Origin of the sequence: Pseudomonas sp. NPDC086251 (assembly GCF_044746405.1) — a bacterium.
Lineage (GTDB): Bacteria > Pseudomonadota > Gammaproteobacteria > Pseudomonadales > Pseudomonadaceae > Aquipseudomonas.
Window position 1 is genome coordinate 147,771 of the sequence record NZ_JBIVBY010000009.1, and the last position, 25,549, is coordinate 173,319.

At 59.6% G+C, this 25,549-nt stretch carries 24 protein-coding genes and 1 tRNA gene; 6 read left to right on the forward strand and 19 right to left on the reverse strand.

Going from position 1 to position 25,549, the window contains the following annotated elements; all coding sequences use genetic code 11:
• Window positions 1-31 precede the first annotated feature (31 nt).
• Window positions 32-1,036 (forward strand): AraC family transcriptional regulator, encoded by a 1,005-nt coding sequence (locus ACIPL2_RS13335; protein ID WP_401356903.1) that lies wholly within the window; start codon window positions 32-34, stop codon window positions 1,034-1,036.
• Here ACIPL2_RS13335 and ACIPL2_RS13340 read toward each other — a convergent pair whose 3' ends face one another.
• From ACIPL2_RS13340 to ACIPL2_RS13355, 4 genes are all read right to left on the reverse strand, one after another.
• Window positions 1,037-2,269 (reverse strand): type II toxin-antitoxin system HipA family toxin, encoded by a 1,233-nt coding sequence (locus ACIPL2_RS13340; RefSeq protein ID WP_401356905.1) that lies wholly within the window; start codon window positions 2,267-2,269, stop codon window positions 1,037-1,039.
• Window positions 2,262-2,510, reverse strand: coding sequence for a helix-turn-helix domain-containing protein (locus ACIPL2_RS13345; protein ID WP_401356906.1), 249 nt, complete (start codon window positions 2,508-2,510; stop codon window positions 2,262-2,264). Before ACIPL2_RS13345 ends, ACIPL2_RS13340 begins: the two co-directional genes overlap by 8 nt.
• Window positions 2,511-2,623: 113 nt before the next feature.
• Window positions 2,624-2,989, reverse strand: a complete 366-nt coding sequence (locus ACIPL2_RS13350) for a response regulator (protein ID WP_401356908.1) — start codon at window positions 2,987-2,989, stop codon at window positions 2,624-2,626.
• A gap of 80 nt (window positions 2,990-3,069) precedes the next feature.
• Entirely contained in the window at window positions 3,070-3,756 is a 687-nt protein-coding gene (locus ACIPL2_RS13355; RefSeq protein ID WP_401356910.1) for a Crp/Fnr family transcriptional regulator, read from the reverse strand.
• Window positions 3,757-3,840: 84 nt separating this feature from the next.
• On the opposite strand from ACIPL2_RS13355, the gene ACIPL2_RS13360 reads away from it, so the two are divergent.
• Window positions 3,841-4,362, forward strand: coding sequence for a DUF962 domain-containing protein (locus ACIPL2_RS13360; RefSeq protein ID WP_401356913.1), 522 nt, complete (start codon window positions 3,841-3,843; stop codon window positions 4,360-4,362).
• A 92-nt stretch (window positions 4,363-4,454) separates the two neighbouring features.
• Here ACIPL2_RS13360 and ACIPL2_RS13365 read toward each other — a convergent pair whose 3' ends face one another.
• The 6 genes from ACIPL2_RS13365 to dibA form a co-directional block, all read right to left on the reverse strand.
• A complete protein-coding gene (locus ACIPL2_RS13365) occupies window positions 4,455-5,444 on the reverse strand; it encodes a sulfate/molybdate ABC transporter ATP-binding protein (protein WP_401356915.1) in 990 nt (329 codons plus the stop codon).
• 3 nt (window positions 5,445-5,447) lie between these two features.
• The gene (gene cysW / locus ACIPL2_RS13370) at window positions 5,448-6,320 is read right to left on the reverse strand and encodes a sulfate ABC transporter permease subunit CysW (RefSeq protein ID WP_133840051.1); all 873 of its coding nucleotides are present in this window, start codon (window positions 6,318-6,320) and stop codon (window positions 5,448-5,450) included.
• A gap of 13 nt (window positions 6,321-6,333) precedes the next feature.
• On the reverse strand, window positions 6,334-7,152 hold the full coding sequence (cysT, locus tag ACIPL2_RS13375; RefSeq protein ID WP_401356917.1) for a sulfate ABC transporter permease subunit CysT: 819 nt from the start codon (window positions 7,150-7,152) through the stop codon (window positions 6,334-6,336).
• 177 nt (window positions 7,153-7,329) lie between these two features.
• Window positions 7,330-8,343, reverse strand: a complete 1,014-nt coding sequence (locus tag ACIPL2_RS13380) for a sulfate ABC transporter substrate-binding protein (protein WP_401356919.1) — start codon at window positions 8,341-8,343, stop codon at window positions 7,330-7,332.
• Window positions 8,344-8,425: 82 nt separating this feature from the next.
• On the reverse strand, window positions 8,426-8,608 hold the full coding sequence (gene oscA / locus ACIPL2_RS13385; RefSeq protein ID WP_059404116.1) for a sulfur starvation response protein OscA: 183 nt from the start codon (window positions 8,606-8,608) through the stop codon (window positions 8,426-8,428).
• A gap of 243 nt (window positions 8,609-8,851) precedes the next feature.
• Window positions 8,852-10,771 carry a phosphodiesterase DibA gene (gene dibA / locus ACIPL2_RS13390; protein WP_401356921.1) on the reverse strand — a complete coding sequence of 640 codons (1,920 nt, stop codon included), beginning with the start codon at window positions 10,769-10,771 and terminating at the stop codon, window positions 8,852-8,854.
• 147 nt (window positions 10,772-10,918) lie between these two features.
• On the opposite strand from dibA, the gene desA reads away from it, so the two are divergent.
• Together desA and ACIPL2_RS13400 are read left to right on the forward strand one after the other, a co-directional pair.
• Window positions 10,919-12,103: a delta-9 fatty acid desaturase DesA gene (desA, locus tag ACIPL2_RS13395; protein WP_123367102.1), complete on the forward strand. Its 1,185-nt coding sequence runs from the start codon at window positions 10,919-10,921 to the stop codon at window positions 12,101-12,103.
• Window positions 12,104-12,328: 225 nt separating this feature from the next.
• Window positions 12,329-13,318 (forward strand): GGDEF domain-containing protein, encoded by a 990-nt coding sequence (locus ACIPL2_RS13400; protein ID WP_401356924.1) that lies wholly within the window; start codon window positions 12,329-12,331, stop codon window positions 13,316-13,318.
• Between the two features lie 114 nt (window positions 13,319-13,432).
• Here ACIPL2_RS13400 and ACIPL2_RS13405 read toward each other — a convergent pair whose 3' ends face one another.
• From ACIPL2_RS13405 to gabD, 3 genes are all read right to left on the reverse strand, one after another.
• On the reverse strand, window positions 13,433-14,647 hold the full coding sequence (locus ACIPL2_RS13405; RefSeq protein ID WP_401356926.1) for an HDOD domain-containing protein: 1,215 nt from the start codon (window positions 14,645-14,647) through the stop codon (window positions 13,433-13,435).
• A gap of 140 nt (window positions 14,648-14,787) precedes the next feature.
• A complete protein-coding gene (gene gabT / locus ACIPL2_RS13410; protein WP_008148205.1) occupies window positions 14,788-16,065 on the reverse strand; it encodes a 4-aminobutyrate--2-oxoglutarate transaminase in 1,278 nt (425 codons plus the stop codon).
• Between the two features lie 185 nt (window positions 16,066-16,250).
• Window positions 16,251-17,693 (reverse strand): NADP-dependent succinate-semialdehyde dehydrogenase, encoded by a 1,443-nt coding sequence (gene gabD / locus ACIPL2_RS13415; protein ID WP_008148203.1) that lies wholly within the window; start codon window positions 17,691-17,693, stop codon window positions 16,251-16,253.
• A 349-nt stretch (window positions 17,694-18,042) separates the two neighbouring features.
• Here gabD and ACIPL2_RS13420 point away from each other — a divergent pair.
• Window positions 18,043-18,119, forward strand: a tRNA-Arg gene (locus ACIPL2_RS13420).
• 166 nt (window positions 18,120-18,285) lie between these two features.
• Here ACIPL2_RS13420 and ACIPL2_RS13425 read toward each other — a convergent pair.
• The 5 genes from ACIPL2_RS13425 to ACIPL2_RS13445 form a co-directional block, all read right to left on the reverse strand.
• Window positions 18,286-18,555 (reverse strand): hypothetical protein, encoded by a 270-nt coding sequence (locus tag ACIPL2_RS13425; RefSeq protein ID WP_401356930.1) that lies wholly within the window; start codon window positions 18,553-18,555, stop codon window positions 18,286-18,288.
• 20 nt (window positions 18,556-18,575) lie between these two features.
• Window positions 18,576-19,178 (reverse strand): hypothetical protein, encoded by a 603-nt coding sequence (locus ACIPL2_RS13430; protein ID WP_401356933.1) that lies wholly within the window; start codon window positions 19,176-19,178, stop codon window positions 18,576-18,578.
• On the reverse strand, window positions 19,175-19,741 hold the full coding sequence (locus ACIPL2_RS13435) for an RNA polymerase sigma factor (protein WP_401356935.1): 567 nt from the start codon (window positions 19,739-19,741) through the stop codon (window positions 19,175-19,177). The genes ACIPL2_RS13430 and ACIPL2_RS13435 overlap by 4 nt, the downstream gene beginning before the upstream one ends.
• Window position 19,742: 1 nt before the next feature.
• A complete protein-coding gene (locus ACIPL2_RS13440; RefSeq protein WP_401356938.1) occupies window positions 19,743-21,431 on the reverse strand; it encodes a von Willebrand factor type A domain-containing protein in 1,689 nt (562 codons plus the stop codon).
• A gap of 85 nt (window positions 21,432-21,516) precedes the next feature.
• Window positions 21,517-22,077 (reverse strand): YbhB/YbcL family Raf kinase inhibitor-like protein, encoded by a 561-nt coding sequence (locus ACIPL2_RS13445; RefSeq protein ID WP_401356940.1) that lies wholly within the window; start codon window positions 22,075-22,077, stop codon window positions 21,517-21,519.
• Window positions 22,078-22,216: 139 nt separating this feature from the next.
• Here ACIPL2_RS13445 and ACIPL2_RS13450 point away from each other — a divergent pair, with 139 nt between their 5' ends.
• Window positions 22,217-23,740: an FAD-dependent oxidoreductase gene (locus ACIPL2_RS13450; RefSeq protein WP_401356943.1), complete on the forward strand. Its 1,524-nt coding sequence runs from the start codon at window positions 22,217-22,219 to the stop codon at window positions 23,738-23,740.
• An 87-nt stretch (window positions 23,741-23,827) separates the two neighbouring features.
• On the opposite strand, the gene ACIPL2_RS13455 is transcribed toward ACIPL2_RS13450, so the two are convergent.
• Complete coding sequence (locus ACIPL2_RS13455) at window positions 23,828-25,333, reverse strand: YdgA family protein (RefSeq protein ID WP_401356945.1); 1,506 nt, start codon at window positions 25,331-25,333, stop codon at window positions 23,828-23,830.
• Window positions 25,334-25,549: the final 216 nt, after the last annotated feature.

A 25,549-nucleotide genomic window follows, 5' to 3' on the forward strand; every position in this document is an offset into this window, starting at 1 on the left:
GCCAACCTGTTGACCGGAAGCGCCAATCAGCATGACTGAACCGACCTCCCTCGCCAGCTGGACCCGCGCCTTGCGCAAGCAACTTGATGCGCTGGGCCTCGACAGCACCGCCCTGTGCCACCAGGCGGGGCTTGACCCGCAATTGATGGACGACCCGAACGCCCGTTACCCGTTGTCGGCCACCACGCGCCTGTGGGAAATCGCCGTGCAGGTCAGCGGCGATCCGGCGATTGGCTTGCGTGTTTCACGCTTCGTCAGCCCGACCACCTTTCACGCGCTTGGTTATGCGCTGGTGGCCAGCGGCAGCCTGCGAGAAGTTTTCGAGCGCATCGTGCGCTATCACCAGGTGGTCAGCGATGCCCTCGAACTGGAATTGACCCGCGCCGAGGATCGCTACCGCTTCAGTCTGAAAATCCCCCAGGGCAACCCGGCGCCGGCGTTCGAAGCGATCGACGCGTTCACCGCGATTTATGTCCGCACCTGCCGCAATCGCCTGGGCCGCGAATACGCGCCGATGGCGGTGTACCTGCGCCGCCCGGAACCGGCGGACGCGCACCAATGGCACAAAGTCTTTCGCTCACCGGTGTACTTTGGCGCCGCGGAAGACCGACTGGAATTCGCCCTCGTGGACTTCGACAGCCACCTCGACGACGCCAACCCGGAACTGGCCGAACACAACGAAACCGTGCTCAAACGCACCCTCGCGCAACTCAAGCCGCTGACCTGGGAACGCAAAGTGCGCGATGCCATTGAAGAACAACTGCCGGAAGGCGAGCCCAGCGCCGAACACATCGCCCAGACCTTGCACCTGAGCTTGCGCAGCCTGCAACGGCACCTGGCGGACGAAGGATGTCGGTTCGATACGCTGCTCAATGAGAGTCGCGAAAACCTGGCACTGCTGCACCTGCGAGATCCGCAATGTTCGTTGAGTGAGATCAGTTATTTGCTGGGGTTTGCCGATACCAGCAGCTTCAGCCGTGCGTTCAAACGCTGGACGGGGATGACGCCGGGGCAATTTCGGGATGGGTTGCGGTGATCAGCTTTTGACCAAGCTGCGCGCTATGCCAGATGTCCATTGTTCTATCATCGCAACCCCAACCTCGGCGAAGGCGCCGTTGGCCTTGATGTAATCAGCCATTTCCGCCATCGCTACATCCATGCCATGAGCGACTTGCGCCAGCAGCTCATTGCAGCGCCCCTCGGTCAAGTTGCAAGCCGAACGGCCAAAACGCATCAGCATTTTATGCTTAGGCCATGCCTTCGATCCGCCCAACAACAACGCCATGCTGTCAGCCTTGATATAGACCGAAGTCGTGACGATGTCATAGGCCGGAGCCAGTCTGATTTGCGCATCAGAACCGCAATGTTCGTACAGCACACCGAAGTTCTTGAGGTGTGCGTCGCCATTCTTCAAACCGGATGAGAGCGCAACGATCTTGAAAAAAGACTCAAGAGCCAGATTGAGCGATGGCGGGGAAACAAACTCCTTGATCTGCCTGGCGGCGCCTTCGTAGGAGCCATCGTACTTGGCCTTCGATGGCCAGGCATTGAGTACGCAGAAATCCTCAAAACCCAGATAACCGGTGTCATTAAGATCAAAGCGTTCGACGATCAGAAATTTACCGCGCTCACTGAGTTCGAAATTCGGAACCTCAAGACCCGAATGTAGCGCGGCCCGCATACAAAAATACTCGTTGGCCGCCAGTTCAGGGTATTCCTCTGGGCGAAATGACTTGACCAGATGGGTGGCGCCTCGATGCGTCAGTCTGTCGACGTTTGTCGCACTGTCACGGACAAGCACCTTGGGCTGCACGCCGGAAACGCCCGAGTATTGGCCATAGGTGTGCAACAGATCATCGAACAAACCTTGCGCACCGTCATGAACCAAAAGGTCCGCAAGGCTGGTTTCAGGGGGCCGGTTGCTTGCGTCTTGCGCGTTTGCAATCCCGACTCTTCCAAGCTGATGCGGGCCGACAATCGCCAGCATCGCGAAATCGTCAAACCCCCGAACTGCCTTGCTGAAACGACGAACCAATTCATCGCGCAGAGTGCCCTCTGGCAGGTTCATTTCAAAAATCGGCGGTACACCTTGCTCCCACGTGTAACTCTCGAGGCGAGCCGGCATGGTCAATGAAACTGCGTTTATCTCCAGCGCGTCTTGTGCATAGGTAAACACAGAATCAATGCGAGATTGCCCACGGCCAAGGGTGCCTACTGCTTCGCCGGAAACGCTGATATGCAGCCTGTCCTTTTCCAGCGGCTCAACCATGGAAGTTGACCTTTTTCAGGGTGTCCAGAGTCGGACGCGTCGATTGCCGAGGCACAGCAGTGAGTTCGAATCCAAAGCCGTTGAGGATCGCCTCAACCTTGCGCAGACCGATTTCAGAGAGAGTGTTGTTCTCGATGCCCGAGATCGTGGCCCGGCTCATGCCGAACTGTTTTGCCAGTTGCTCTTGAGACATCTTTCGCTCTTTACGCAACAACCTGATCAGTTTGCCAAGGCTTTCCATTGAATTAACCTGCATCGTATACAGTGCAATATTATGAAATTGATACTTATGCATTGTATTTAATGCAGATTTAAAGTGAAGTCCAGCTCATTTTTTGACCAAACCTTTAGCAATCAGCGCCCCCGATCCCGCCGCAACACCTTGCGTACCCGCTTCACCAGTTCACTCACGGCAAAAGGTTTGACCAGGTAATCATCCTCATGCAACTCCAACCCGCGCAGGCGATCTTCGATGCCGTCCCGGGTGGTGAGGAACAGCACCGGCGTTTCGCCGAGCTTGCGGATCTGTTGCAGCAACTGCCAGCCGTTGAGCCCCGGCAGCATGACGTCGAGGATGATCAGCTCGTATTCGCCGGTCTCGATGAAGCGCCGGCCGTCCATCCCGTTGACCGCCACGTCTACCGCATAGCTCGCCTCGCTCAGGCCCTTGGCCAGGAGCTTGGCGGTTTCGGGTTCGTCTTCCACTAACAGCACACGCATGGCACACCTCGATTGTCGTCTGCACAGGCTAGGCGCGTTCGCCAAGAAAGCCCAGCTATAACAACACCTGCGTTCGGTGTTTAAACGATCGCCAACGCTCGCAACCGCTCGGCGTCCAGAATTTCGATTTCGCCGTAGCTGAGGTCGAGAATGCCCTGTCCCTGTAAATCCTTGAGGATCTGGTTGGTGGTCTGGCGCGACAGTGAAAGCATCGACGCCAATTGCTCCTGGGGCAGTTGCAACACGCGGCGTGGCGGGGCGATTTCGCCGTAGCCTTCGGCGATCATCAGCAAGCGATGGGCCAATCTTGCGAGGGCCGGCATCAGGCTCAGTTGTTCGAGATTGATGAAGGTCAGGCGCAGTTTGTGGCTCATCAGCAATGCCAGTTGCCGCCAGTACACGGGATGTTCATCGAGCAACGCCAGCAGCGCGGTTTGCGGGATGTGCAGCAGCGTGCACTGGCCCAGACCGAACGCATCGTGGGTGCGCGGCTGACCATCGAACAGGCAGATTTCGCCGAACCAATGAGGTGGCTCCACAAGGCTCAGCAGCGCTTCTTTGCCCTGTTCACTCACCGCGCCAATACGCACCGAGCCTTCGAGTACTGCATACAAGCCGCACGGCGGATCGCCGCGTTTGAACAGGCGCTGGCCCGGTGACAACCGTCGCACCCTGGCGGCGGTCAGCAGACTATCCTGTAAGGAAACAGGTAAGTGGCTGAACCATTGCCCCGTCATCAGGCGCGCACGCCAGACCTGCATGTCCATGAAAACTCCTGGAGATTGTCGCCTGCCTGACAGAGCGAGAGGTGAACCCGGGGCATGATGGATCACCCTACAGGAGGAATAACAATGAAAAAAAGCCTCGTTGACCATCTCAGTCAATACGCCGCGTATCACCGTGACCCGCGCAATATTGCCACGCACTTTATCGGTATTCCGCTGATTGTGGTGGCGGTGGCGGTGTTGTTGTCTCGTCCGCAATGGGCCGGTGGCTGGCTTTCACCGGCGGTGCTGGTCGCGCTGGCGTCAGCGTGGTTTTACCTGCGCCTGGAGTTACGCCTCGGGATGCTGATGACGGTGTTGCTGGGGCTGTGTATTTGGGCGGGCCAAGTATTGGCTCAGCAAAGCACGCTGGTCTGGCTGGCCAGTGGCGTGGGGATGTTTGTGCTGGGCTGGGCAATCCAGTTTGTCGGTCATCATTACGAAGGGCGCAAACCGGCGTTTGTCGATGATGTGACGGGGTTGATTGTCGGGCCGTTGTTTGTGGTGGTTGAGTTGGCGTTTTTGCTGGGGTGGCGGCATGAGCTGAAAGAGCAGATCGAGGCGCGGGCGGGCGGGGTGCGTTTGCGTCAGAAAGGGGCTGCTGCGTAGGACGCCTTCGCGGGCAAGCCTCGCTCCTACAGGAGATGTGTGAACGACACACATCACCGTAGGAGCGAGGCTTGCCCGCGAAGCTTTTGCCTTTAGATGTTGGCGACTTTCTGCCAGACCTTCGGCTTGAAGAACAGCGTCTCGCCCTTCGCCAGTCCGATCAGGCTGTCGTGATCCTTCACCACTTCCGCTTCGATCAGTTCGCTCTGGCCTTCGACCTTCAACGTCACCCGAGTCGTCGCGCCCAACGGACGGATGTCCCGCACCTCGGCCGCATGATGATCATCCAGTTCATGCCGCGACAACGACACTTCGTGCGGACGGAACAGCACGTGATTGTCTTCACCCAGATGCAGACGGTTCGAATCACCGAGGAAGTGATAAACGAAATCGCTCGCCGGGTTTTCGTACACGTCGCCCGGTGAACCGATCTGCTCGATCACGCCCTTGTTCATCACCACGATCCGGTCGGCGACTTCCATCGCCTCTTCCTGGTCGTGGGTCACGAATACCGACGTCAGGTTGATGTCTTCGTGCAGCCGCGCCAGCCAGCGACGCAGTTCCTTGCGCACCTTGGCATCGAGTGCACCGAAGGGTTCGTCGAGCAGCAGCACTTTCGGCTCCACCGCCAAGGCGCGGGCCAACGCGATGCGCTGACGCTGGCCGCCGGAGAGTTGTTCCGGGTAGCGGTCCGACAGCCAATCCAGCTGCACCATGTTCAGCAGTTCGTGGACTTTCACCGCAATCTGGCTTTCGCTCGGGCGCTGGTTTTTCGGTTTCATGCGCAGGCCGAACGCGACGTTGTCGAACACCGTCATGTGGCGGAACAGGGCGTAGTGCTGGAACACGAAGCCGACGTTGCGATCCCGCACGTCATGCCCGGAAACGTCTTCACCGTGGAACACGATGTTGCCCTGATCCGGGGTTTCCAGGCCGGCGATGATCCGCAGCAACGTGGTCTTGCCGCAACCCGACGGGCCGAGCAGCGCCACGAGTTCGCCGCTTTGAATGTCCAGGCTGATGTTGTTCAGCGCCTTGAACGCGTTGAAATTCTTGCTGACGTTACGCACTTCGATCGACATGAATTATTCCTCCGCGGCGCTGGCGCGCAGGCGGTTAATACGGTTTTCGCTCCACTGCTTCAGCAGCAGGATGAAGAGCGCCATGATCAGCAACAGGCTCGCCACGGCGAACGCTGCCACGTGGTTGTATTCGTTGTAGAGGATCTCGACGTGCAGCGGCAAGGTGTTGGTCACCCCGCGAATGTGCCCGGAAACCACCGACACCGCACCGAACTCACCCATCGCCCGCGCGGTGCACAGCACCACGCCATAGATCAGGCCCCATTTGATATTGGGAACGGTGACGTGCCAGAACATCTGCCAGCCATTGGCGCCGAGCAGGCGCGCGGCCTCTTCTTCCTGCGTGCCTTGTTCCTGCATCAGCGGGATCAACTCACGCGCCACGAACGGCACGGTGACGAAAATCGTCGCCAGCACAATGCCCGGCAACGCGAAAACGATCTGGATGTCGTGATCCTGCAGCCACGGCCCGAACAGGCCCTGGGCGCCGAACATCAGCACGTAGACCAGGCCCGCGATCACCGGCGAGACCGAGAACGGCAAGTCGATCAGGGTCACCAGCATGCTCTTGCCACGGAACGAATACTTACTCACGCACCAGGCCGCGCTGACGCCGAACACCACGTTCAGCGGCACTGAAATCAGCACGGCAATCACCGTGAGTTTCAGGGCTGACAGCGCGTCGGGTTCGAAGATCGCGGTGAAGAACGCGCCCAAGCCGTTTTTCAAGCCCTGGGACACCACGATAAACAGCGGCAACACTAAAAACAGCGTGAAGACCAGCCAACACAGGCCGATCAGGATTCGCCGCGAAGTGGCACTGCCACGGCGGGCAGCGTTGGCCGAAGAGGCGGCAGCAATAGACGATTGGGACATGGTTCGCGCCTCCTTATGGGGTTTCGATGCGCCGCTGCAGCAAGTTGATCAGCAGCAACAGGACGAAGGAAACCACCAGCATCAGCACGCCGATGGAAGTGGCGCCGGTGTAATCGTACTGGTCGAGCTTGACCATGATCAGCAACGGCAGGATTTCGGTTTTCATCGGCATGTTGCCGGCGATGAAAATCACCGATCCGTATTCGCCGACACCGCGGGCAAACGCCAGCGCGAAGCCGGTCAGCCAGGCCGGCAGCAGCGCGGGAACCAGAATGTAGCGGAACACTTGCAACGGTTTCGCACCGAGACAGGCCGCCGCTTCTTCGACTTCACGCGGGATATCGGCCAATACTGGCTGTACGGTACGTACTACGAATGGAAGTGTCACAAAAGTCAGGGCAAGGGTGATGCCCAAAGGGGTATAGGCGATCTTGAAACCCAGATCCGCTGCGAACTGACCGACCAAACCAGTGGGGGTGTACAACGCGGTGAGTGCGATACCCGCCACGGCGGTGGGCAATGCGAAGGGCAAGTCGATCATCGCATCGATGATCTTGCGGCCCGGGAACGTATAGCGCACCAGCACCCAGGCCAGCAGTGTGCCGATGATGCCGTTGATGATCGCGGCGTACAGCGCGGTGCCGAAGCTCAGCTTCAACGCCGCCAGCACCCGTAGCGCCGAAATAATCGCCCAGAACTGATCCCAGGTGAGTTGGGCGGCATGCACGAACATCGCCGCCAGTGGTATGAGCACAATCAGGCTGAGGTACACCAAGGTGTAGCCCAGCGTCAGCCCGAAGCCGGGTATGACGGGGGAGATACGACGCGACATAAAAGTCCTTGGTTAAAAAAAAGCGGTCAGCTAAACGCATTCATGTGGGAGCGGGCTTGCTCGCGAAGAGGGAGTATCAGTCAACATTTACGTCGCCTGACACACCGCCTTCGCGAGCAAGCCCGCTCCCACATTTTACGTGCCCAGGCATCAGGCTCGGTTGATGGCTATTTAAAACTACTGCGCCTGATAAATCTGGTCGAACACGCCGCCGTCATTGAAGAATTTCGGCTGCGCGGTTTTCCAGCCGCCGAAGTCCTTGTCGATGGTCACCAGGTCCAGTGTCGGGAACTGCTTGGCGTACTTGGCGGCCACATCCTTGTCGCGTGGACGATAGAAGTTTTTCGCCGCGATTTCCTGACCGGCCGGGCTGTACAGGTGTTTGAGGTAGGCTTCGGCGATTTGCTCGTTACCCTTTTTCTCGGCGTTCTTGTCGACCACGGCCACCGGTGGCTCGGCCAGGATCGACAGCGAAGGCACGACGATCTCGAATTTGTCGGCGCCGCCGTCTTCTTTCAGGGCCAGGAAGGCTTCGTTTTCCCAGGCCAGCAACACGTCGCCCTGACCGTTGTTGACGAAAGTGATGGTCGAACCGCGCGCACCGGTGTCCAGCACCGGAACGTGTTTGAACAGGGTTTGTACGTACTCTTTGGCCTTGGCTTCGTCACCGCCGTTGGCTTTCAGGCCATAGGCCCAGGCCGCGAGGAAGTTCCAGCGCGCACCGCCGGAGGTTTTCGGGTTCGGCGTGATCACCGACACGTCATTCTTGACCAGGTCGCCCCAGTCCTTGATCCCTTTAGGGTTGCCCTTGCGCACCAGGAACACGATGGTCGAGGTGTATGGCGTGCTCGATTCCGGCAAACGCGTCTGCCAGTCGGCTGGCAGGGTTTTGCCCAGCTTGGCGATTTCGTCGATGTCACCGGCCAGCGCCAGGGTCACCACGTCGGCGCGCAGACCGTCGATCACTGCCCGGCCCTGCTTGCCCGAACCGCCGTGGGATTGCTGGATTTTCACGTTGTCGCCAGCGTGGTCTTTCTTCCAGAAGTTGACGAATTCGGCGTTGTAATCCTGGTACAGCTCACGCGTCGGGTCGTACGACACGTTGAGCAATTCGTAATCCTTGGCAACCGCGGAACCCGCAAACAGTGCACTGGCCAGGGCGGCCAAAGCGAAATGACGAATCGACGACATGGTGAAAGCTCCTGGAATTCTTTATGTGTTGGCTTTTCTTATGGGTGTGTTGGAATCGGGTTGCCTGTTCAACGATTTCGCTTCAGCTCGGCTTGTTGGCCGGGTTCTGCAAACGGAATTTCTCTTTGCGTTCGATCTGGACGACCTGGGCGTTATGGACGGTGATTTCCACGGCGCCAAAACGCAGGTCGCGCAACGCGCTCTGGATCTCGCGCAGGATGGTTGCTTCGTCTTGGCCGTCAACGCTACGTAGGGATGCGCTCATGGTGCTGCTCCTTCAACTAGAGGTTGCCTGGCAGTGGCGGCACTGCTTGCGGCGTGAGAGCAATAGTAGAGAGGCGCGGATATTCTTAAAAAGACTATTTAAGAATGTTTATATAACCAGAAACGATTATCTGATGGGACAAGGGCTTGCGCGGCGTTAACGGCCCAAAAATCAAAAGATCGCAGCCTTCGGCAGCGCTTGCAGGGGAATGCGTACCCCCTGAAGGCTGCGATCTTTTTGTGTTTAGAGAATTTTAGGGGCTCGGGTCCAATCCAGCTGATGCGCCGGCACCGGCCGTCCGAACCAGTAGCCCTGCCCCAGATCGCAGCCCTGTTCGAGCAGGAAACCCGCCTGCTCGACCTGCTCGATCCCTTCGGCATGCACCTGCATGCCCATGCTTTGCGCCAACGCAATGATCACCCGCACGATCGCCGCGTCATCCTCATCCCACGGCAGCCCCGCGACAAAGCCCTGGTCGATCTTGAGCTTCTGCACCGGCAAACGCTTGAGTCGCAGCAACGACGAATAGCCGGTGCCGAAGTCATCGATGGCCAGGCGTACGCCCAGTTCGCGCAGCCGGTGCATCTGTTCCAGCGCGACCTCCGGATCGTCCATCACCGCGCTTTCGGTGACTTCCAGTTCCAGACAGGCCGGGTCCAGCCCGGTTTCGCGCAGCACCTTGGCCACCTGCTGAAACAGCTCACGGCGAGCGAACAATCGCGAAGACACATTCACCGCGACAAACGACAGCAGCACCCCGACCTGCTGCCATTGGCACATCTGCTCACACGCCTGGCGCATGACCCAGGCATCAATTTCGGCGATCAGTCCGGTGCGTTCGGCAATGGGAATAAACTCTGCCGGCGACACCAACCCACGCTGCGGATGCTCCCAGCGCACCAAAGCCTCGACCCCTATCAAGCGACGGGTCTCGAGGTCGTGAACCGGCTGGTAATAAACCCGCAACTCCTGCTGCTCCAGCGCTCGGCGTAATTCGAACGCCGTCTCGACCCGTTGCTGGGCATGGGCGGTCAACTCTTCGGTATAGAGGGCGTAGCCGTTGCGGCCGGCACTCTTGGCCTTGAACAGCGCCGAATCGGAGTTGCGCAACAACTGTTCAGCGCTCAAGGCATCGCTTGGGAACAGGCTGATACCGACACTGGTGTTGATGAACAATTGATGCCCGTCGATCTGAAACGGCTCTTTGAGGCCATCGATGACCCGCTGAGCCAGCGCGGCGGCATGCACTAATTGCGGACAGCTTTCAGCCAGCACGGCGAACTCGTCGCCGCCGAGACGCGCCAGCGTGATCCCCGGACCAAACATCGCCTTCAAACGCTCGGCGACGGCTTTGAGCAACTGGTCCCCAATGGCATGCCCAAGGCTGTCGTTGATCATCTTGAAGTGATCCAGATCGATCATCAGCAACGCGCAGCCGCGCTTGTGGATCTGCGCCGAAGCCAGGGTCTGCTCGGTGCGATCGGTGAACAGCAAGCGGTTGGGCAGGTCGGTCAGCGGATCGTAGTGAGCCAGGTGCGTCAGCTTATGCTCGGAGTTCTTGATTGCGCTGATGTCGGAAAACACCGCCACGTAATGGCTGCGGCGACCCAAATCGTCGTCGATGATGCGGATGGTCTGCCATTGCGGGTAGATTTCGCCGCTTTTTCGACGGTTCCAGATTTCCCCGCTCCACTCGCCGATGCTGTTGAGCGTGGCGAACATCGCTTGGTAGAAATCGGGCGAGTGACGGCCGGACTTGAACAGACTGGGGCGCTGACCGAGCACTTCTTGACTCTGGTAGCCGGTGATTGCCATGAAGGCTCGATTCACATGGACGATCAGGCCATCGCTGTCGGTGACCAGCACGCCTTCACGGGTGCAATCGAACACTGCAGCCGCCTGGCGCAACCGCTCGCGATCTTCATGGCGTTCGCGCAGTTTGGCGCCGATACCCAGGCAACGAAACAATCGCGCCCGAGCGAGGAAGATCAACCCGGCACTGAGCACCACCCAGGCGTAACCGTTGATCAGTTGCCACTGCAGCCGCTCGGGTGAGCTATCGAAGAAACTGTTCAATAAATAGCCACTGATCTCCAGCCAGACGACGGAAAGCAACAGGTAGAGCAGCGCTGCGCGCAAGGCATCGCGATAGGTGGCAGACATTCGGCCGTCCATGTCCCTTCAAAAAGGATGGAATTATAGTTTAAAGAAACATTCAGCCACTCTTATCTGAAAGGGCGACTGGTTTTATCTGTGGGCATGGTGATAATGCAGTGGCTGTTTATTTCTTTATCGAGGGCCCAATAGCCTATGTGGTACGAAGGTTTTCTCGGCTTGTCGCCCTGGTCACTGGTGGCAGTCACCCTGCTGATGACCCACGTTACGATCATCGGCGTCACGGTCTATCTGCATCGTTATTCAGCCCATCGCTCGCTTGAGCTCAATGCTGGCCTGAAACATTTCTTCCGCTTCTGGCTGTGGTTGACCACGGCGCAGAACACGCGTGAGTGGACTGCTATTCACCGCAAGCACCACGCCAAATGCGAAACCGTCGATGACCCGCACAGCCCGGTCATCAAGGGCTTGTCCACCGTTCTGCGCAAAGGCGCCGAGCTGTACCGCGCCGAAGCGGAAAACCCCGAGACGCTGCGCATCTACGGCAAGAACTGCCCCGAAGACTGGATCGAACGCAATCTGTACAGCCGCTTCCCATTGCTGGGCGTGGCGATCATGGGCGTCATCGACCTGCTGCTGTTCGGCACCATCGGTATCACCATCTGGGCGATCCAGATGATGTGGATCCCGGTCTGGGCCGCCGGCGTGGTCAATGGCCTGGGCCATGCCATCGGCTACCGCAACTTCGAATGCCGTGATGCCGCGACCAACCTGGTGCCCTGGGGCATTCTGATCGGTGGCGAAGAACTGCATAACAACCATCACACCTACCCGAATTCGGCAAAACTGTCGGTGAAGAAGTGGGAATTCGATCTCGGCTGGGCCTGGATACAAGTCTTCAGTTTCTTGCGCCTGGCCAAGGTCCAGCGGGTTGCACCGATTGCCCACCGGGTCGAAGGCAAAGGCAACCTGGACATGGACACCGCCATGGCCATCCTCAACAACCGCTTCCAGATCATGGCCCAGTACCGCAAGCTGGTGATCGCGCCACTGGTCAAGCAAGAGCTGGAGAAGGTCGATCATTCGGTCCGCCACCAGTTCCACCGTGCCAAACGCTTGCTCTCGCGGGAAACCAGCCTGCTGGATGACAAACACCACGTTCGCATCCAGACCATGCTCGAGCACAGTCAGGCGCTGAAGGTAATTTACGAGAAACGCCTGGCCTTGCAGCAGATCTGGGTCAAGACCAGCTCAAATGGTCACGACATGCTGGCGGCCATCAAGGATTGGGTACACGAAGCCGAAGCCAGCGGGATTCAATCCCTGCGCGACTTCGCCGACCAGCTGAAAACCTACTCCCTGCGCCCCGCCGCCGTCTGACGCCGTTGATCGGTGCGCCCCGTTCGTGGGCGCACCCTCAGGAACTAAGCTTCAAATCCCTTATCTCAAAGACACTTCGCCACCCCGGCGGGCCGGGGCCTGTCATCAACTATTTCCTGCACCTGCCCCATCGCTTCCTCTGGAGCGCATGCAGGAAATAATTGATGAAAGGCCCACGTTGCGACCGCTGTCGAACACGCGGCACGCCCTTTGAGATTTGTGTCGATGGTCAATAAAAACCTCCAGGACTCATCCCTTCCGCAGTGGCCCGAGGCCGCGCAAACCCTGATGGCGCTGATGCACGCCCAAGGCGAGGTCGCACGCCTGAGCGAGCGCGAACAGCTGTTCAGCTCGCTGCTGGTGAGCGTTAACGCGGTGCTGTGGGCATTCAACTGGGAAACCCGCCAGGTGCTCTACGTCAGCCCGGCCTATGAACGGATTTTCGGCCGATCTGCCGGCCTGTTGCTGTCCGACTACAACCAATGGCGCGACAGCATCTACCCCGACGACCTGGAATATGCCGAACGCAGCCTGGCCGACGTGCTGGTCAAAGGCGCCGTCGAAGACCGCGAGTACCGCATCATTGCCGCCGACGGCCAGGTGCGCTGGCTCAGCGACAAGTGCTTTATCAACCGTCAGGCCGAGCCGGGGCAGCCGGTGATCATCGTCGGCATTGCCGAGGACATCACCGAAAAGAAGCAGATGGAGACCGAACTGCAACGCCTGGCCACCACCGACGGGCTGACCCAGAGCAGCAATCGCCGGCATTTCTTCGACTGCGCCCACCGCGAGTTCGAACAGGCACGGCAACAAGGCGCGCCGCTGGCGTTCCTGCTGCTGGACATCGATGACTTCAAACTGATCAACGACACTTACGGCCACCAGGAAGGTGACAATGTGCTGCAACGGATCGCCGAGTGCGGACGCGGGGCCTTGCGTCGCGGCGATGTGTTCGGGCGGATCGGCGGAGAGGAATTCGCCGCAGTGTTTCCCGGCTGCGCGCCCGACATGGCCATGCAAGTGGCCGAGCGCCTGCAACGAGAGATTCAGCGGTTGAGCTTTAGCCATGGCGACCAGACCTTCGGTATCACCGTCAGCCAGGGCCTGACCAGCCTCACTGGCGAGGATGAAAGCATCGACAACCTGTTTGCCCGGGCGGATGCAGCGATGTATGAAGCCAAGCGCCAGGGCAAGAACCGCATCATCTCCGCCTGATTTGATTGGTAGGAGCGAGGCTTGCCCGCGAAGGCGGCGTATCAGTTAACAACAATGTTGACTGATACGCCGCCTTCGCGGGCAAGCCTCGCTCCTACAGGTTTTGCGTGAAGCCTACTTTTTGCGCAGGCGCATCAACTCCGGCAAGCCAATCTTGAGCAACCGCGCGGTTCGGCTCTTCGCCAGTTCCTCAATGCCGTCATGCTCGGTCAGCCGCGCCATGTGCGCGGCCATGTTCATCACCAGCGCTTCACGGGAGTAAACCCCGCCACCGAGCTGGTAGACGGCGGCAATCAGCTCCCGCAGCTCCAGCGGCAAACGCCAGCGGGTGCGAAGCGCTGAACCATAGGCCGCGCCGAATTGGGCCAGGGCATCACCGACCTCTTCCCATTCATCCAGCGCACCGCCGGCCTGTTTCCATTCCTGCAAACACCGCAACAACGCCAGGTCGCCGAGGCGATGCAGCATGCCGGCGCAATAGCAGCGCTCCTGATCCAGATCGAGCAAGCGCGCCAGCGTCCGCGCGTATTCGGCGGTGTGCAGCGACAGGTCCCAGTAACGCTCGGCGTAGTCCGCCAGGAACGGATCGCTGAGCCGGGCACTGCGCTTGAGCGCCAGCCCCAGAATCAGGTTCATGCTTTGCCCGGTACCGAGACGGTGAAACGCCTGGGACAGGGTCTGCACCGTGGCACCCAAGTGATGGGCCGCGCTATTGGCTGCGGCGATCAACACGGCAGTGACCTGCGGATCGGTACGAATCTCGTCTTCCAGTGCCGTCAAATCGAGACCGTTGGGGTTGAGGCTGCGTTTGACCGCCAACTGCACGTCGGTCATCAGCGGTGCGCCGTCCGCCAGTTCTCGACGCCGTTCCAGGTACACCGACAAGGTCATGCCCGGCGCCAGTGACGGCGCCTCGCACGACACTTCTTCACCGGCGTTCAGCAGCAATTCCTGCAAGCGGTGGGTCAGGCTTTCCATGTTCAGGGGTTTGGTCAGGTAGGCGCTGGGCGCCATAGGCAACATTTCGCGCACGCTGGCACTGTCGTTGCGGCTGCTCATCAAAATGAACGGCAGCGGCGGATTGCGTTTGCGCTGACGGACACTGCGCAAGACATTCAAGCCATCGACGCCGTGCAACTCCCAGTCAACGATCACCAGGTCGTACGGGTTCTCCGCCAACAAGTGCAACGCTTCCTGGCCATCGGCACACAGATCCAGTCGCGCGTCACAGCGCACACTCAACAGCACCTGTTTGAGCAAGTCGCGAGACCAGGGGTCAGCCTCGGCAATCAGCACACGCGGTACAGCAGGTAAAACCACTGCGGTCATCTGCACCCTCCATTGGCAATGCCTGCACCTTAGTCAATGCTGGCCATTCGAAACAGTGGGATGTGTTCCGGGGACACAAAAAAACCCGCCGAAGCGGGTTTATTTGTCGATCAAGTCACAAATCGATCAGCGCCTGGAGATCACAGCTCCGAGAAGCACTCTTCGATGATGGCCAGGCCTTTGTCCAGTTGCTCGTCCGGCGAGGTCAGCGGTACCAGGACGCGCAGAACGTTGCCGTAAGTGCCGCAGGACAGCAGGATCAGGCCCTTGTCGCGCGCCTTGGCCACAACGGCGGCCACGGCTGGAGCGTTCGGCTTGTGGCTGTCGCCATCAACGAACAGCTCGACCGCGATCATCGCGCCCAGGGCACGGACTTCGCCGATCACCGGGTACTTGGCTTGAATGGCTTTCAGGCCAGTCACCAGACGCTCGCCGACTGCCTTGCAGCGGTCCAGCAGGTGTTCTTCTTCAAACACTTCCATCACGGCCAGTGCCGCGGCGCAAGCGATCGGGCTACCGGCGTAGGTGCCGCCCAGGCCGCCTGGAGCAATGGCGTCCATGTATTCGGCTTTACCGCACACACCGGCCAACGGGAAGCCGCCAGCGATGGATTTGGCGAAGGTGGTCAGGTCGGCAGCAACGCCCATCTGTTCCATGGCGAAGAAAGTACCGGTACGGCCAGCGCCCGTCTGTACTTCGTCAGCGATCAGCAGAATGCCGTGCTGGTCGCACAGTGCACGCAGACGCTTCATGAATTCTTTAGGCGCGACGTAGAAACCGCCTTCGCCCTGAACCGGCTCGATGATGATGGCCGCGATGTCACGCGGCTCGGCGTCGTTCTTGAAGATGCGTTCGATGCTGGCGATCGAATCGTCGATGCTCACACCGTGCAGTTCGTTCGGGTACAGCGCGCGGAAGATGCCGCCTGGCATCAGACCCATGCCGGCCGAGTAAGGCACGACTTTACCGGTCAGGCCCAGGGTCATCATGGTGCGACCGTGGTAGGCGCCAGTGAACGCGATCACGCCGGCACGGCCAGTGGCGGCACGGGCGATCTTGATCGAGTTTTCCACGGCTTCGGAGCCGGTGGTCACCAGCAGGGTTTTCTTGTCGAAATCACCCGGCACCTTGGCGTTGATTTTTTCGCACACTTCTACGTACGGTTCGTAAGCCAGTACCTGGAAGCACGTGTGGGTCAGCTTGTTCAGTTGCTCGGTCACGGCGGCGATGATTTTCGGGTGCACGTGGCCGGTGTTCAGCACGGCGATACCGCCGGCGAAGTCGATGAACTCGCGACCTTCAACGTCGGTCACGGTGGCGTTCTTCGCGGACTCGGCGAAGATCGGGTGAATCTGGCCAACACCGCGTGGTACTGCGGCTTCGCGGCGTTTCATCAGGGATGCGTTAGTCTTGCTCATAAAGTCCTCATTCACCGCTCATCGGGCGGCGTGGTTCAAGGAGAATGCGGCGGGGAGGCAACTACGGCAGCATGCGATGATCGACTGCCACAGCTTTCCCAACCACAGAGAAAATTCCGTTTGAAGCGCAGAAAGGGACAGCGCTCTCGTGCCCTTTCTGCTTGAAGCAAAACGCTTTGCCGAGCTTAGATGCCCAGGCAGAGGTATTTGATTTCCAGGTAATCTTCGATGCCGTACTTGGAGCCTTCACGGCCCAGGCCCGAGGCCTTGATGCCGCCGAACGGCGCGACTTCGTTGGAGATCAGCCCGGTGTTGACGCCAACCATGCCGTATTCCAGGGCTTCTGCCACACGGAACACACGGCCCAGGTCGCGAGCATAGAAGTAAGAGGCCAGACCGAACTCGGTGTCGTTGGACATCGCGATCACTTCGGCTTCGTCTTTGAAGCGGAACAGCGGCGCCAATGGACCGAAGGTTTCTTCCTTGGCCACGGCAGCGTTTTTCGGCACGTTGGTCAGGATGGTCGGCTCGAAGAAGTTGCCTTCCATCACCTTGCCGCCCGCCAGAACGGTCGCGCCTTTGCTGATCGCGTCAGCAATGTGTTCTTGAACCTTGGCCACGGCTTTTTCGTCGATCAGCGGGCCAGTGGTAGTGCCTTCTTCCAGACCGTTGCCGATCTTGAGTTTGGCTACAGCCACTTTCAGCTTCTCGGCAAACGCGTCGTAGACCGAATCCTGAATGTACAGGCGGTTGGCGCAGACGCAGGTCTGGCCGTTGTTGCGGTACTTGGAAATGATCGCGCCTTCGACGGCCTTATCCAGGTCCGCGTCGTCGAACACGATGAACGGCGCGTTGCCGCCCAGCTCCAGGGAGACTTTCTTGATGTCCTTGGCGCATTCAGCCATCAGCTGACGACCGATTTCGGTCGAGCCCGTGAAGGACAATTTACGCACGATCGGGTTGCTGGTCAGCTCGCTGCCGATGTCGCCGGCGCTGCCGGACACAACACTGAACACGCCCGCAGGAATACCGGCACGCTGGGCCAGCTCAGCCAATGCGAATGCCGAGAACGGGGTTTGCGAAGCAGGCTTGAGCACCATGGTGCAACCGGCGGCCAGGGCCGGGCCGGCTTTACGGGTGATCATCGCGGCCGGGAAGTTCCACGGAGTAATGGCTGCGGTCACGCCGATTGGCTGCTTGATCACGATCAGGCGCTTGTCTGGCTGGTGGCCCGGAATCACGTCACCGTAGACGCGCTTGGCTTCTTCGGCGAACCACTCGATAAAGGAAGCGGCGTAAACGATTTCGCCCTTGGCTTCGGCCAATGGCTTGCCTTGCTCCAGCGTCATCAGGCGAGCCAGGTCGTCCTGGTTCTCGATGATCAGCTCGAACCAGCGACGCAGCTTGTTCGCGCGGTCCTTGGCGGTCAGTGCACGCCAGGCCGGCAGCGCTTTGTCAGCGGCTTCGATGGCACGGCGGGTTTCGGCAGCGCCCATTTTCGGCACGGTGCCCAGAATTTCGCCCGTTGCCGGGTTGTTGACCTTGATCGTCTGACCATTGTCCGCATCGACCCAAGCGCCATCGATAAAGGCTTGCTGGCGGAACAACTGGGTGTCTTTAAGCTGCATGTCGGCTTTCCTTAACAGCACCGCGGCCAGCGCGGAGCGAATTATGATTGTAGAAAGGCGCCTCAAAGGCTGCCGTCAGGGAAATCATTCACCGGGCTGAAGCACATAAATAGCGCACGGATTGGACTCGTGCGGTTCAGCACCCAGACAAGAGCGTTTGAAATCTCAAACGAATCCTAGGATCAAAGGGGGTAAAGGACAATAGCCTGTTCGAAAAAAAGAACGAAAACGCCGCATTTGCCCAAATTTTCTGATCAACGTAGCAAACGCAGGTTACGCTTTGGAAAAACACAGACGATTCAGCAGCATGGACGCCCGCGACGCATATGAGTATCATGGCGCCCGCATTGCACCAGTAGCTCAGCTGGATAGAGTACTGCCCTCCGAAGGCAGTGGTCGTGGGTTCGAATCCCGCCTGGTGCACCATACGCAATACCGAAAAGCCTCAGATCTTAGGGTCTGGGGCTTTTTTGTGGGTGCTCGATTCTCCAAACCCACTGGGCGAAGCCGGTGAAATGTTCAGTTGTTCGGTTTTTCCGAACACCTGCCACTGAATAGACGGCCCACAAAAAAACCGCCGAAGCGGTTTTTTTCACTCAGTCGTCCAATCAAACTCATCGTATTCATCATCATCTTCTTCGTCCTCGATCAACTCATCATCAAGCACGTCTTCCTCCAGAGCTTCTTCTGCCTGCTTGGCCAGCAGAAACTCCTTGCGACTCTCGGTCACTGCTCGCCGTAGTTCTTCGCCCTTCACAGGGCAGTTGAGCATTTGGGCGATGCGGTCGATTTTTTTTGCCACGGCATCCTCCAACGCATCGGCTATAGGCTGATAGTGCGCGCTTTCGGGCATTGATGCCAAATGACTGACTGCCTTGTCTCTCAGTTTTTCTGCAAATCCTTGAGTCTGGCCGTGAGATTTTCCTTGGGAAAGCGTTTGTGCAATGTCGCCATCAGGTCAGCGGCCGCTTGAGCCTGACCAGCCTTTTGCAGGCGGATCACTTCCCTTAATTGATCGTCGATAAACTTTGCCGGAGCTATCGCCGGGCGTTTGCTGACCTTCGTTTCGTCAGCCATTTCAACGCTGATCGATTCGCTCTGCGCTGGGGCCGCAGGCGCGGGGGCGGACATCGCGCCGGCCGGGGCAGCCAGAGAGCGCGCAACCGATGACGGTGCTTCTTTTTTCGCGACCGGCGCAGACACTTTGGGTGCAGGCGCGAAGTCGTCACTCGGCGGTTGCTCCTCCGTGCGTTGCACCAGCGCCAGCATCAGGGCCACGCCGACAAGGCTGGCAAATGCGACCTGCCAACGGGGTTTCTGGCAAGCCTGGACCCAGCGTTGCCACAGGCTTGGCTTGCGCGCAGGGACTTCGCGGTGCGCGGTGGCGAGGATGAAGGCGTCGAGATGGGCCGGTGGTTCGCCGGTCGCGTGTTCACGAAAGTGCTTCAGCACTTCCTCTTCCGGTGTAGGACGGGCGTCAGTCATGTCAGTACCTCCTCGGCCAGCAGCCGACGCAGTTTTTGCTGGGCGTAACGCAAGCGGCTTTTGACGGTTTCCAGCGGTGTCTCGGTGAGGGTGGCGATCTGCGGCAGGTCGAGATCGCCGTGAGCGCGCAGCAGGAACACTTCGCGCTGGTCGGTGGGCAAGGTTTGCAGGGCGGTTTCGAGGCGCTGGGTGTCGCGGCTCAGGCTTAGGAGTTGCGCCGGATCTGCCGCGTCATCGCTCAGGGCATGGATCTGTTCGTCATAGCTGTCGTGCAAGGGATTATGAATTCCGTGTTTGCGCCAGTGATCGATCAGGCGGTTGCGGGCAATCTGGTAAAGCCAGGTACGAAAATTCGCCCGGCCTTGTGGCTGGCTGGTGCTGCGGATCAGGCTCAGCCAGGTTTCCTGGTAAACCTCTTCGGCCAGTTCGGACTTGCCGCTGAGGCCCAGCAGGAATCGATAAAGTCCCTGGCGATGGCGGGCGTACAAGATCTCGAACGCCGGTCCGTCGCCCGAGCGATAGCGCGCCAGCAGCGATTCGTCGCTCAGTTCAGGAGCTGACATGTCAGTTGTAGCCTCCTTTAGGCGGCTCATTATTCGACGCGGTCGTGGTTCGCAGGCTCTGCGCCAACTCCACCAATTGCACGAACTCAGCTCGCAGACCGAATCGATCGTCACCCCGCGCACCGCGAGCCAACGCCTCGGTGTCATTGAGGCTGAACTCACCGGTATAACGCCCGTCCTTGAGCTGCTGGGAAAACGCTGCCACGGCCGCCGCAAATCGCAGGTCATCGCTGGCTTTTCCGACATCACTGCTGACGATAGGCCGTTCGATCAAGCGACTATTCCCACCTTCCGGCAACTGATATCGCACGCGCAGCATGGCCAATTCACCCGTACTCCCGGAAACAACCGCCCCGGAATTGCCATAACGCAGCGGCTCCAGCCAGCCCTTCTCACCCTTGGGCACAATTTCGTACAACGCCGTCACCGTATGTCCTGCTCCAATTTCACCGGCATCGACTTTGTCGTTGCTGAAGTCCTCACGTTTCAACGCCCGATTCTCATACCCCAACAGCCGATATTCGCTGACCTGCGCCGGGTTGAACTCCACTTGCAGCTTCACGTTCTTCGCCACCACCGCGAGGGTCGAGCCAAGTTGGTCCACCAGCACCTTGCGCGCCTCGCGCAGGTTGTCGATGTAGGCATAGTTGCCGTCGCCAGCGTCGGCGAGTTGTTCCATCAGGTGTTCATTGTAGTTATCCACACCGAAACCCAGGGTGGTCAGGGAAACGCCGGTCTTGCGTTTATCCACCGCCATTTGCTTGAGGCTGTCGAAGTCGCTGATGCCGACATTGAAGTCACCGTCGGTGGCCAGCAGGATGCGGTTGATGCCTTGGGGAATGAACGCCTGCTGCGCCATTTGATAAGCCAGTTCAATGCCCGACGCGCCGGCAGTCGAGCCGCCTGCGGTCAGGTGATCGATGGCGGTACGAATTTTCGCTTTTTCCCGTCCGGAAGTCGGCTCGAGCACCACGCGCGATTCGCCGGCGTAGACCACCAACGAAACCCGGTCCTGCTCGCGCAATTGCTCGACCAGTAATTTCAGGGTGCTTTTGACCAGCGGCAGACCCTCGCGACGGTCCATCGAACCGGACACGTCCACCAGAAACACCAGGTTCGCCGGAGGCAGCTCGGCGACCGCGCGGTCCGAAGCCTTGATGCCGATGCGCAACAATCGGGTATGCGGGTTCCACGGCGACGGCGCCAGTTCCGTGGTTACGCCAAACGGTGAGCCATCGCTGGGCAAGGCGTAATCGTAGGGAAAGTAATTGACCATTTCCTCCAGCCGCACCGCGCCTTCGGGTGGCAAGCGGCCCTGATTGAGCAAGCGGCGGACATTGGCGTAGGCGCCGGTGTCGACGTCGGCGCTGAAGGTCGAGACCGGTGCTTCGACCACGCTGTGAATCGGGTTATCCGCCAGCGTTTGATACTGCTCGCGCTGCTCGTCCTGATACCCGGGCGCCGGGGCTTCAGACATTGGTGCCGGACGCACACTGCGTTTGGCCATCGACGCGTCCGCCATGACCGCCTCGGTACGCACCAACGCCTCGGTCTTCAACTCCCCCTGAGCCGGAGGCGAAACCGAGGCGGAATCGGGCTTGGATGAAACGCCGCAACCGGCAACGGTCAGCAGCAACCCGGCGGCGAAAGCCTGGGCGGCCGGGCGGAGGAAATGCAGTGGGAGGGACATGGGGCTGACCTCAGGACGAAATTGATTCATTCATCCTCTGAGACGGAATGCCCCCGGGTTCGGGTTAATTCACCTGAAAAATTCTTCAGCGGTGATAACGCCGTACCACGCTGCTGTTTTTCAGCACATGGCCTTGGATTTTTTCCAGCAGTTGTGCGCGCGTCAGGCCGGCGGGCAGCGCCTCTGGCGCCAGATCCAGGGCATACAGCTGAATAATGTAGTGGTGTGCACTGTCACCCACCGGAGGGCAAGGCCCGACATACGTCGTGGTGCCTTTGCTGTTGGTGCCGCCGACGCCTTCGAGGCCCGGTTTGGCGCCGACGCCGGCCGGGATCTGGTGCGTAGTGGCTTTGATGCCGTAATGCACCCAGTGGTCGACCCCTTGTCCTTTCTGGCCATCGGGGTCGTGCATGACAATCGCGTAACTGAGCGTGCCTGCGGGGCCGGTGTTCCAGTTCAATGCCGGCGAAACATTATGCCCGCCGCACCCCGGGGCATCGCTGGCGGCCACCGACGTGAACAGTCGGTCATCCGAAACACCTGGGATGTTCAGGGTGAAACGCTCCTGGGCCTGCGCCGGAAATTGCACGCAAAGGGCGACTGCAACGGCCGCCAGCCAAGGGTTCAGAGAGGTCAATCGGGTCATACCGGAACACCTTTTGCGGGTAGGGCCGTCGTCGGCGTGCAAACTATAGCCGGACCGTTCGTGCGGTGGCAGTGGGAATTGGCTGAACCTCGAGATAAGCGCCAAACTCTTAACTGAAACGCCTGCCAGGAGAGCGATCATGGCACTGCACCGCGTCGCCCGTTTCACCGATGTGCCCGAGCACCGAGGACTGGAAGTTCAGATCGCGGACACCAAAATCGTCTTGCTGCGGGTCGGCGATCAGTTGCGCGCCTATCAGGGCGAATGCCCCCACGCCGGGGCGCCACTGGCCGAGGGTGCGCTGTGCCATGGACGGCTGATCTGTCCGTGGCACAAGGCAGCGTATCGGATTGAGGATGGCGCGCTGTGTGAGCCGCCGTCTCTGGACAGCCTCAAGCGCTATCCCCTGGAAGTGCGCGATGACGAGGTCTGGGTCGACGATCATCCACTTCCGGATCCCCACACCCCGCCGGCCGACGATGAGCGAACGTTTGTGATCGTCGGTGCCGGCGCCGCAGGCACGGCGGGTGCGGCGGCCTTGCGCGAGAAAGGCTTTGGTGGCCGCGTGGTGCTGATCGACCGTGAAGCCGAGGCTGGATACGACCGCACGGTCTTGAGCAAATTCGTGATCGGCGGGGAGATGCCGCCGGAAGAAGTCCCGCCGCTGCGTGATGAAAGCTTTTACCGCGAGCAGCGGATCGAGCGAGTCATCGGTGAAGTGACGCGCCTGGATGCCGAAAACCAGACACTGCAACTGGCCGACGGTCAATCGCTGGACTACGACGCCGCATTGCTCGCCACCGGCGGCACACCCAAGCCTCTGACGCTGCCCGGCGCCGGCCTGCCGCAGGTGTTCGTCCTGCGCTCGAAAGACCAGGCGCAGCAGATTCTGAACGCGGCAAAACCCGGGCAACGGGCGGTGATCATCGGTGACAGTTTTATTGCCCTGGAGGCCGCGTCGTCCCTGCGTCAATTCGGTCTGGAGGTCACCGTCCTGGCTCGCCATGCGGTGCCTTTCGCCAAGCAGTTCGGCGAAGCCGTCGGCAAGGCCATTCGGACGCTGCACGAAGCCAAAGGTGTGGTGTTTCATACGGAGGGCGAAGCAACACACATCGAAGGCACAACCCAGGTCGAAGCCGTGCGCCTGGACAATGGCCAACGGTTACCGGCGGACCTGGTGTTGGTCGGCATTGGCGTCAGCCCGGCCACCGGCGCGTTCACCGACCTGCCCATGGCAAAGGATCAGTCGCTTGAGGTCGACGGCGGGATGCGCGTAACCGATGGGCTCTGGGCCGCCGGCGATATCGCGACCTTCCCGCTCAACGGCCAGCCGCAACGTATCGAGCATTGGCGCCTGGCCCAGCAACAGGCGCGGATCGCGGCGGCGAACATGCTCGGCGGCGACGAGCATTACCTCGACGTGCCGTATTTCTGGACCTGGCATTTCGGCAAGAACTACGACTACCTCGGCCACGCCGATGCCTGGGATGAAGTCGAGTTCAAGGGCGACCCTGACCATCCACCCTTCATCGGCCTGTTTGGCAGGAACGGTGTGGTGGTGGCGGCGGTAGCCTGCGATGAAGAACGGGCGATGGCGATGCTCGCGGAACGGATGAAACAGCCGCTGTCGGTGGACGAGGCCTGGCGCCTGGTTCGGGAGTGAACTGACCCAAACGCTCAAACCCCTGACAGCAAAACGCCCGGCATCTGCATGACACAGAGGCCGGGCGTTGCCCTGTAAGCCTAGGTTTTACTGGACCTGTTCAGGGCCACTGAGTTTGCTCATCACGAAGCCGACAAATTGTTCGACGGTCATTTTCTGGCCATTGAATTCCACCTGATTGTTGGCGTAATGCAGTTTGGTGACGATGTTGTTGCCGTCCAGTTTTGCGAACTGTGTACCGACCGCCATGCCGCCAAACATATCGGCGGTGGCCGTGGCTTGTTCGGCGATGAGCTTGGCGTCGGTCTGACCGTCGATTTCACTCTGCACGGTGAACAGGTCGACGAGCATTGGCTTGGACACTTGCACATTGATGTCCAGCAGCGCGATCAGCTGTTGGGTCAGCTGGTCTGGCGGCAGGTCCATGGATTGTGGTTTGGTCAGGTCGAGCACCAGGTTGGCGCGGCTTTCGCCGTTGGCGGTGTTGAACGAGAGGTTTTCCAGGGCAACTTGCGGGCCGGCGGCCAGCAGTTTCTCCAGGCCGGTTTTCACCTGCGCCTCTTCTTCCGGGGTCAAGACCAACTCGGGTGCCGGTTGACCCGCGGCAGCAGCCTCGGCGGCCGCCCGCTCGTACGGCTGCAGTTTGGTCTGGTAAACCTGCATCAGCGACATCGTTGCGGGGATGTCGAGGTTCTTCAGGCTCATGGCCATCTGCGCAGAGCCGACGGTCTTGCCGTTCAAGGACACTTCGCCGATCTTGTAATCGGCACGCCCCGAAGCGCTGGTGCCCGATTCTTCGGTCTGGTTCTTCATTTCAAACTTCTTCACGCCCAGCACTGACTGCTTGGCGCCGAAAGTGGTCTTGCTGTCGGTCAGCTCAAGCGTGTTCTCGCCAGTGTAGTAACCGTAGGTACTTTTGCTCAGGTTGCTGGCCACGGTCAGGCCGGTCAGCTCGATCTTCACCGGCGTCTGATCTTCGGCGACCGTGCTCAGGGTCAGGCTGTCCATGTAACCGTTGGCCTTGATCTTCTGTGCTTGAGCGTTGGCGGCGACATCCAGGTTCAGCCCGGAAAATTTCAGGTTCGACTTGGCGTCCAGCGCCAAGTCCAGCGGCAGCAATTGCAGGGTGCCGTTGGTGGAATTGTCGTAACCGATGTTGACCACGCCGGTGAGCGGCGATTTGTCCTTGGCGGCGGCGAACCACTTCTCGGTGATCGGGGTTTTTTCCAGCTCGTAGTGACTGGTGGCCAGGACCGGCAGCAATTTCAACGACGTCAGCCGCGAGAATGGCAGCGGGCCGTGTTCGATATGGTCGACGAAGAGCAATTCGACGGGCGCCTCACCGAACATCTCACCTTCACCCTTGAGGCGGTAATGCGCGGTGCTGCTGAATACGCTGCGCTCCAGCGACACCAGTTCCAGCGACGCCGTGCCGTTGGAACCGACCAGCGCGGCTTGCAGCTCTTTGTTGGCGTCGGCGATCGAGGTGTTCAGCACACCTTCGAGTTTGGTGCCGGTGTACCAGGCACCGCCGGCGCTGATTGCACCGATGGCAACGACGATTCCAAGAAGCACGCCTGCTGATTTATTCATGAATGACCCGATCAATGTCCGTTGTTGAAAATGTGGTCGTCTTCCCTGAACCCTTGACGGGGTTGCGGTCGCGACTGCGCTGAAAGTGCGGTGGAGATTAGCATCAGGCGCACGGGGCGACCCAATGTTAAAAGGTTAAAGAGTGTCTATGGACCGCACAGGGAGGGCGAGAGTTCGGCGGGCATGAGATCGCCTTCGCGGGCGAGCCTCGCTCCT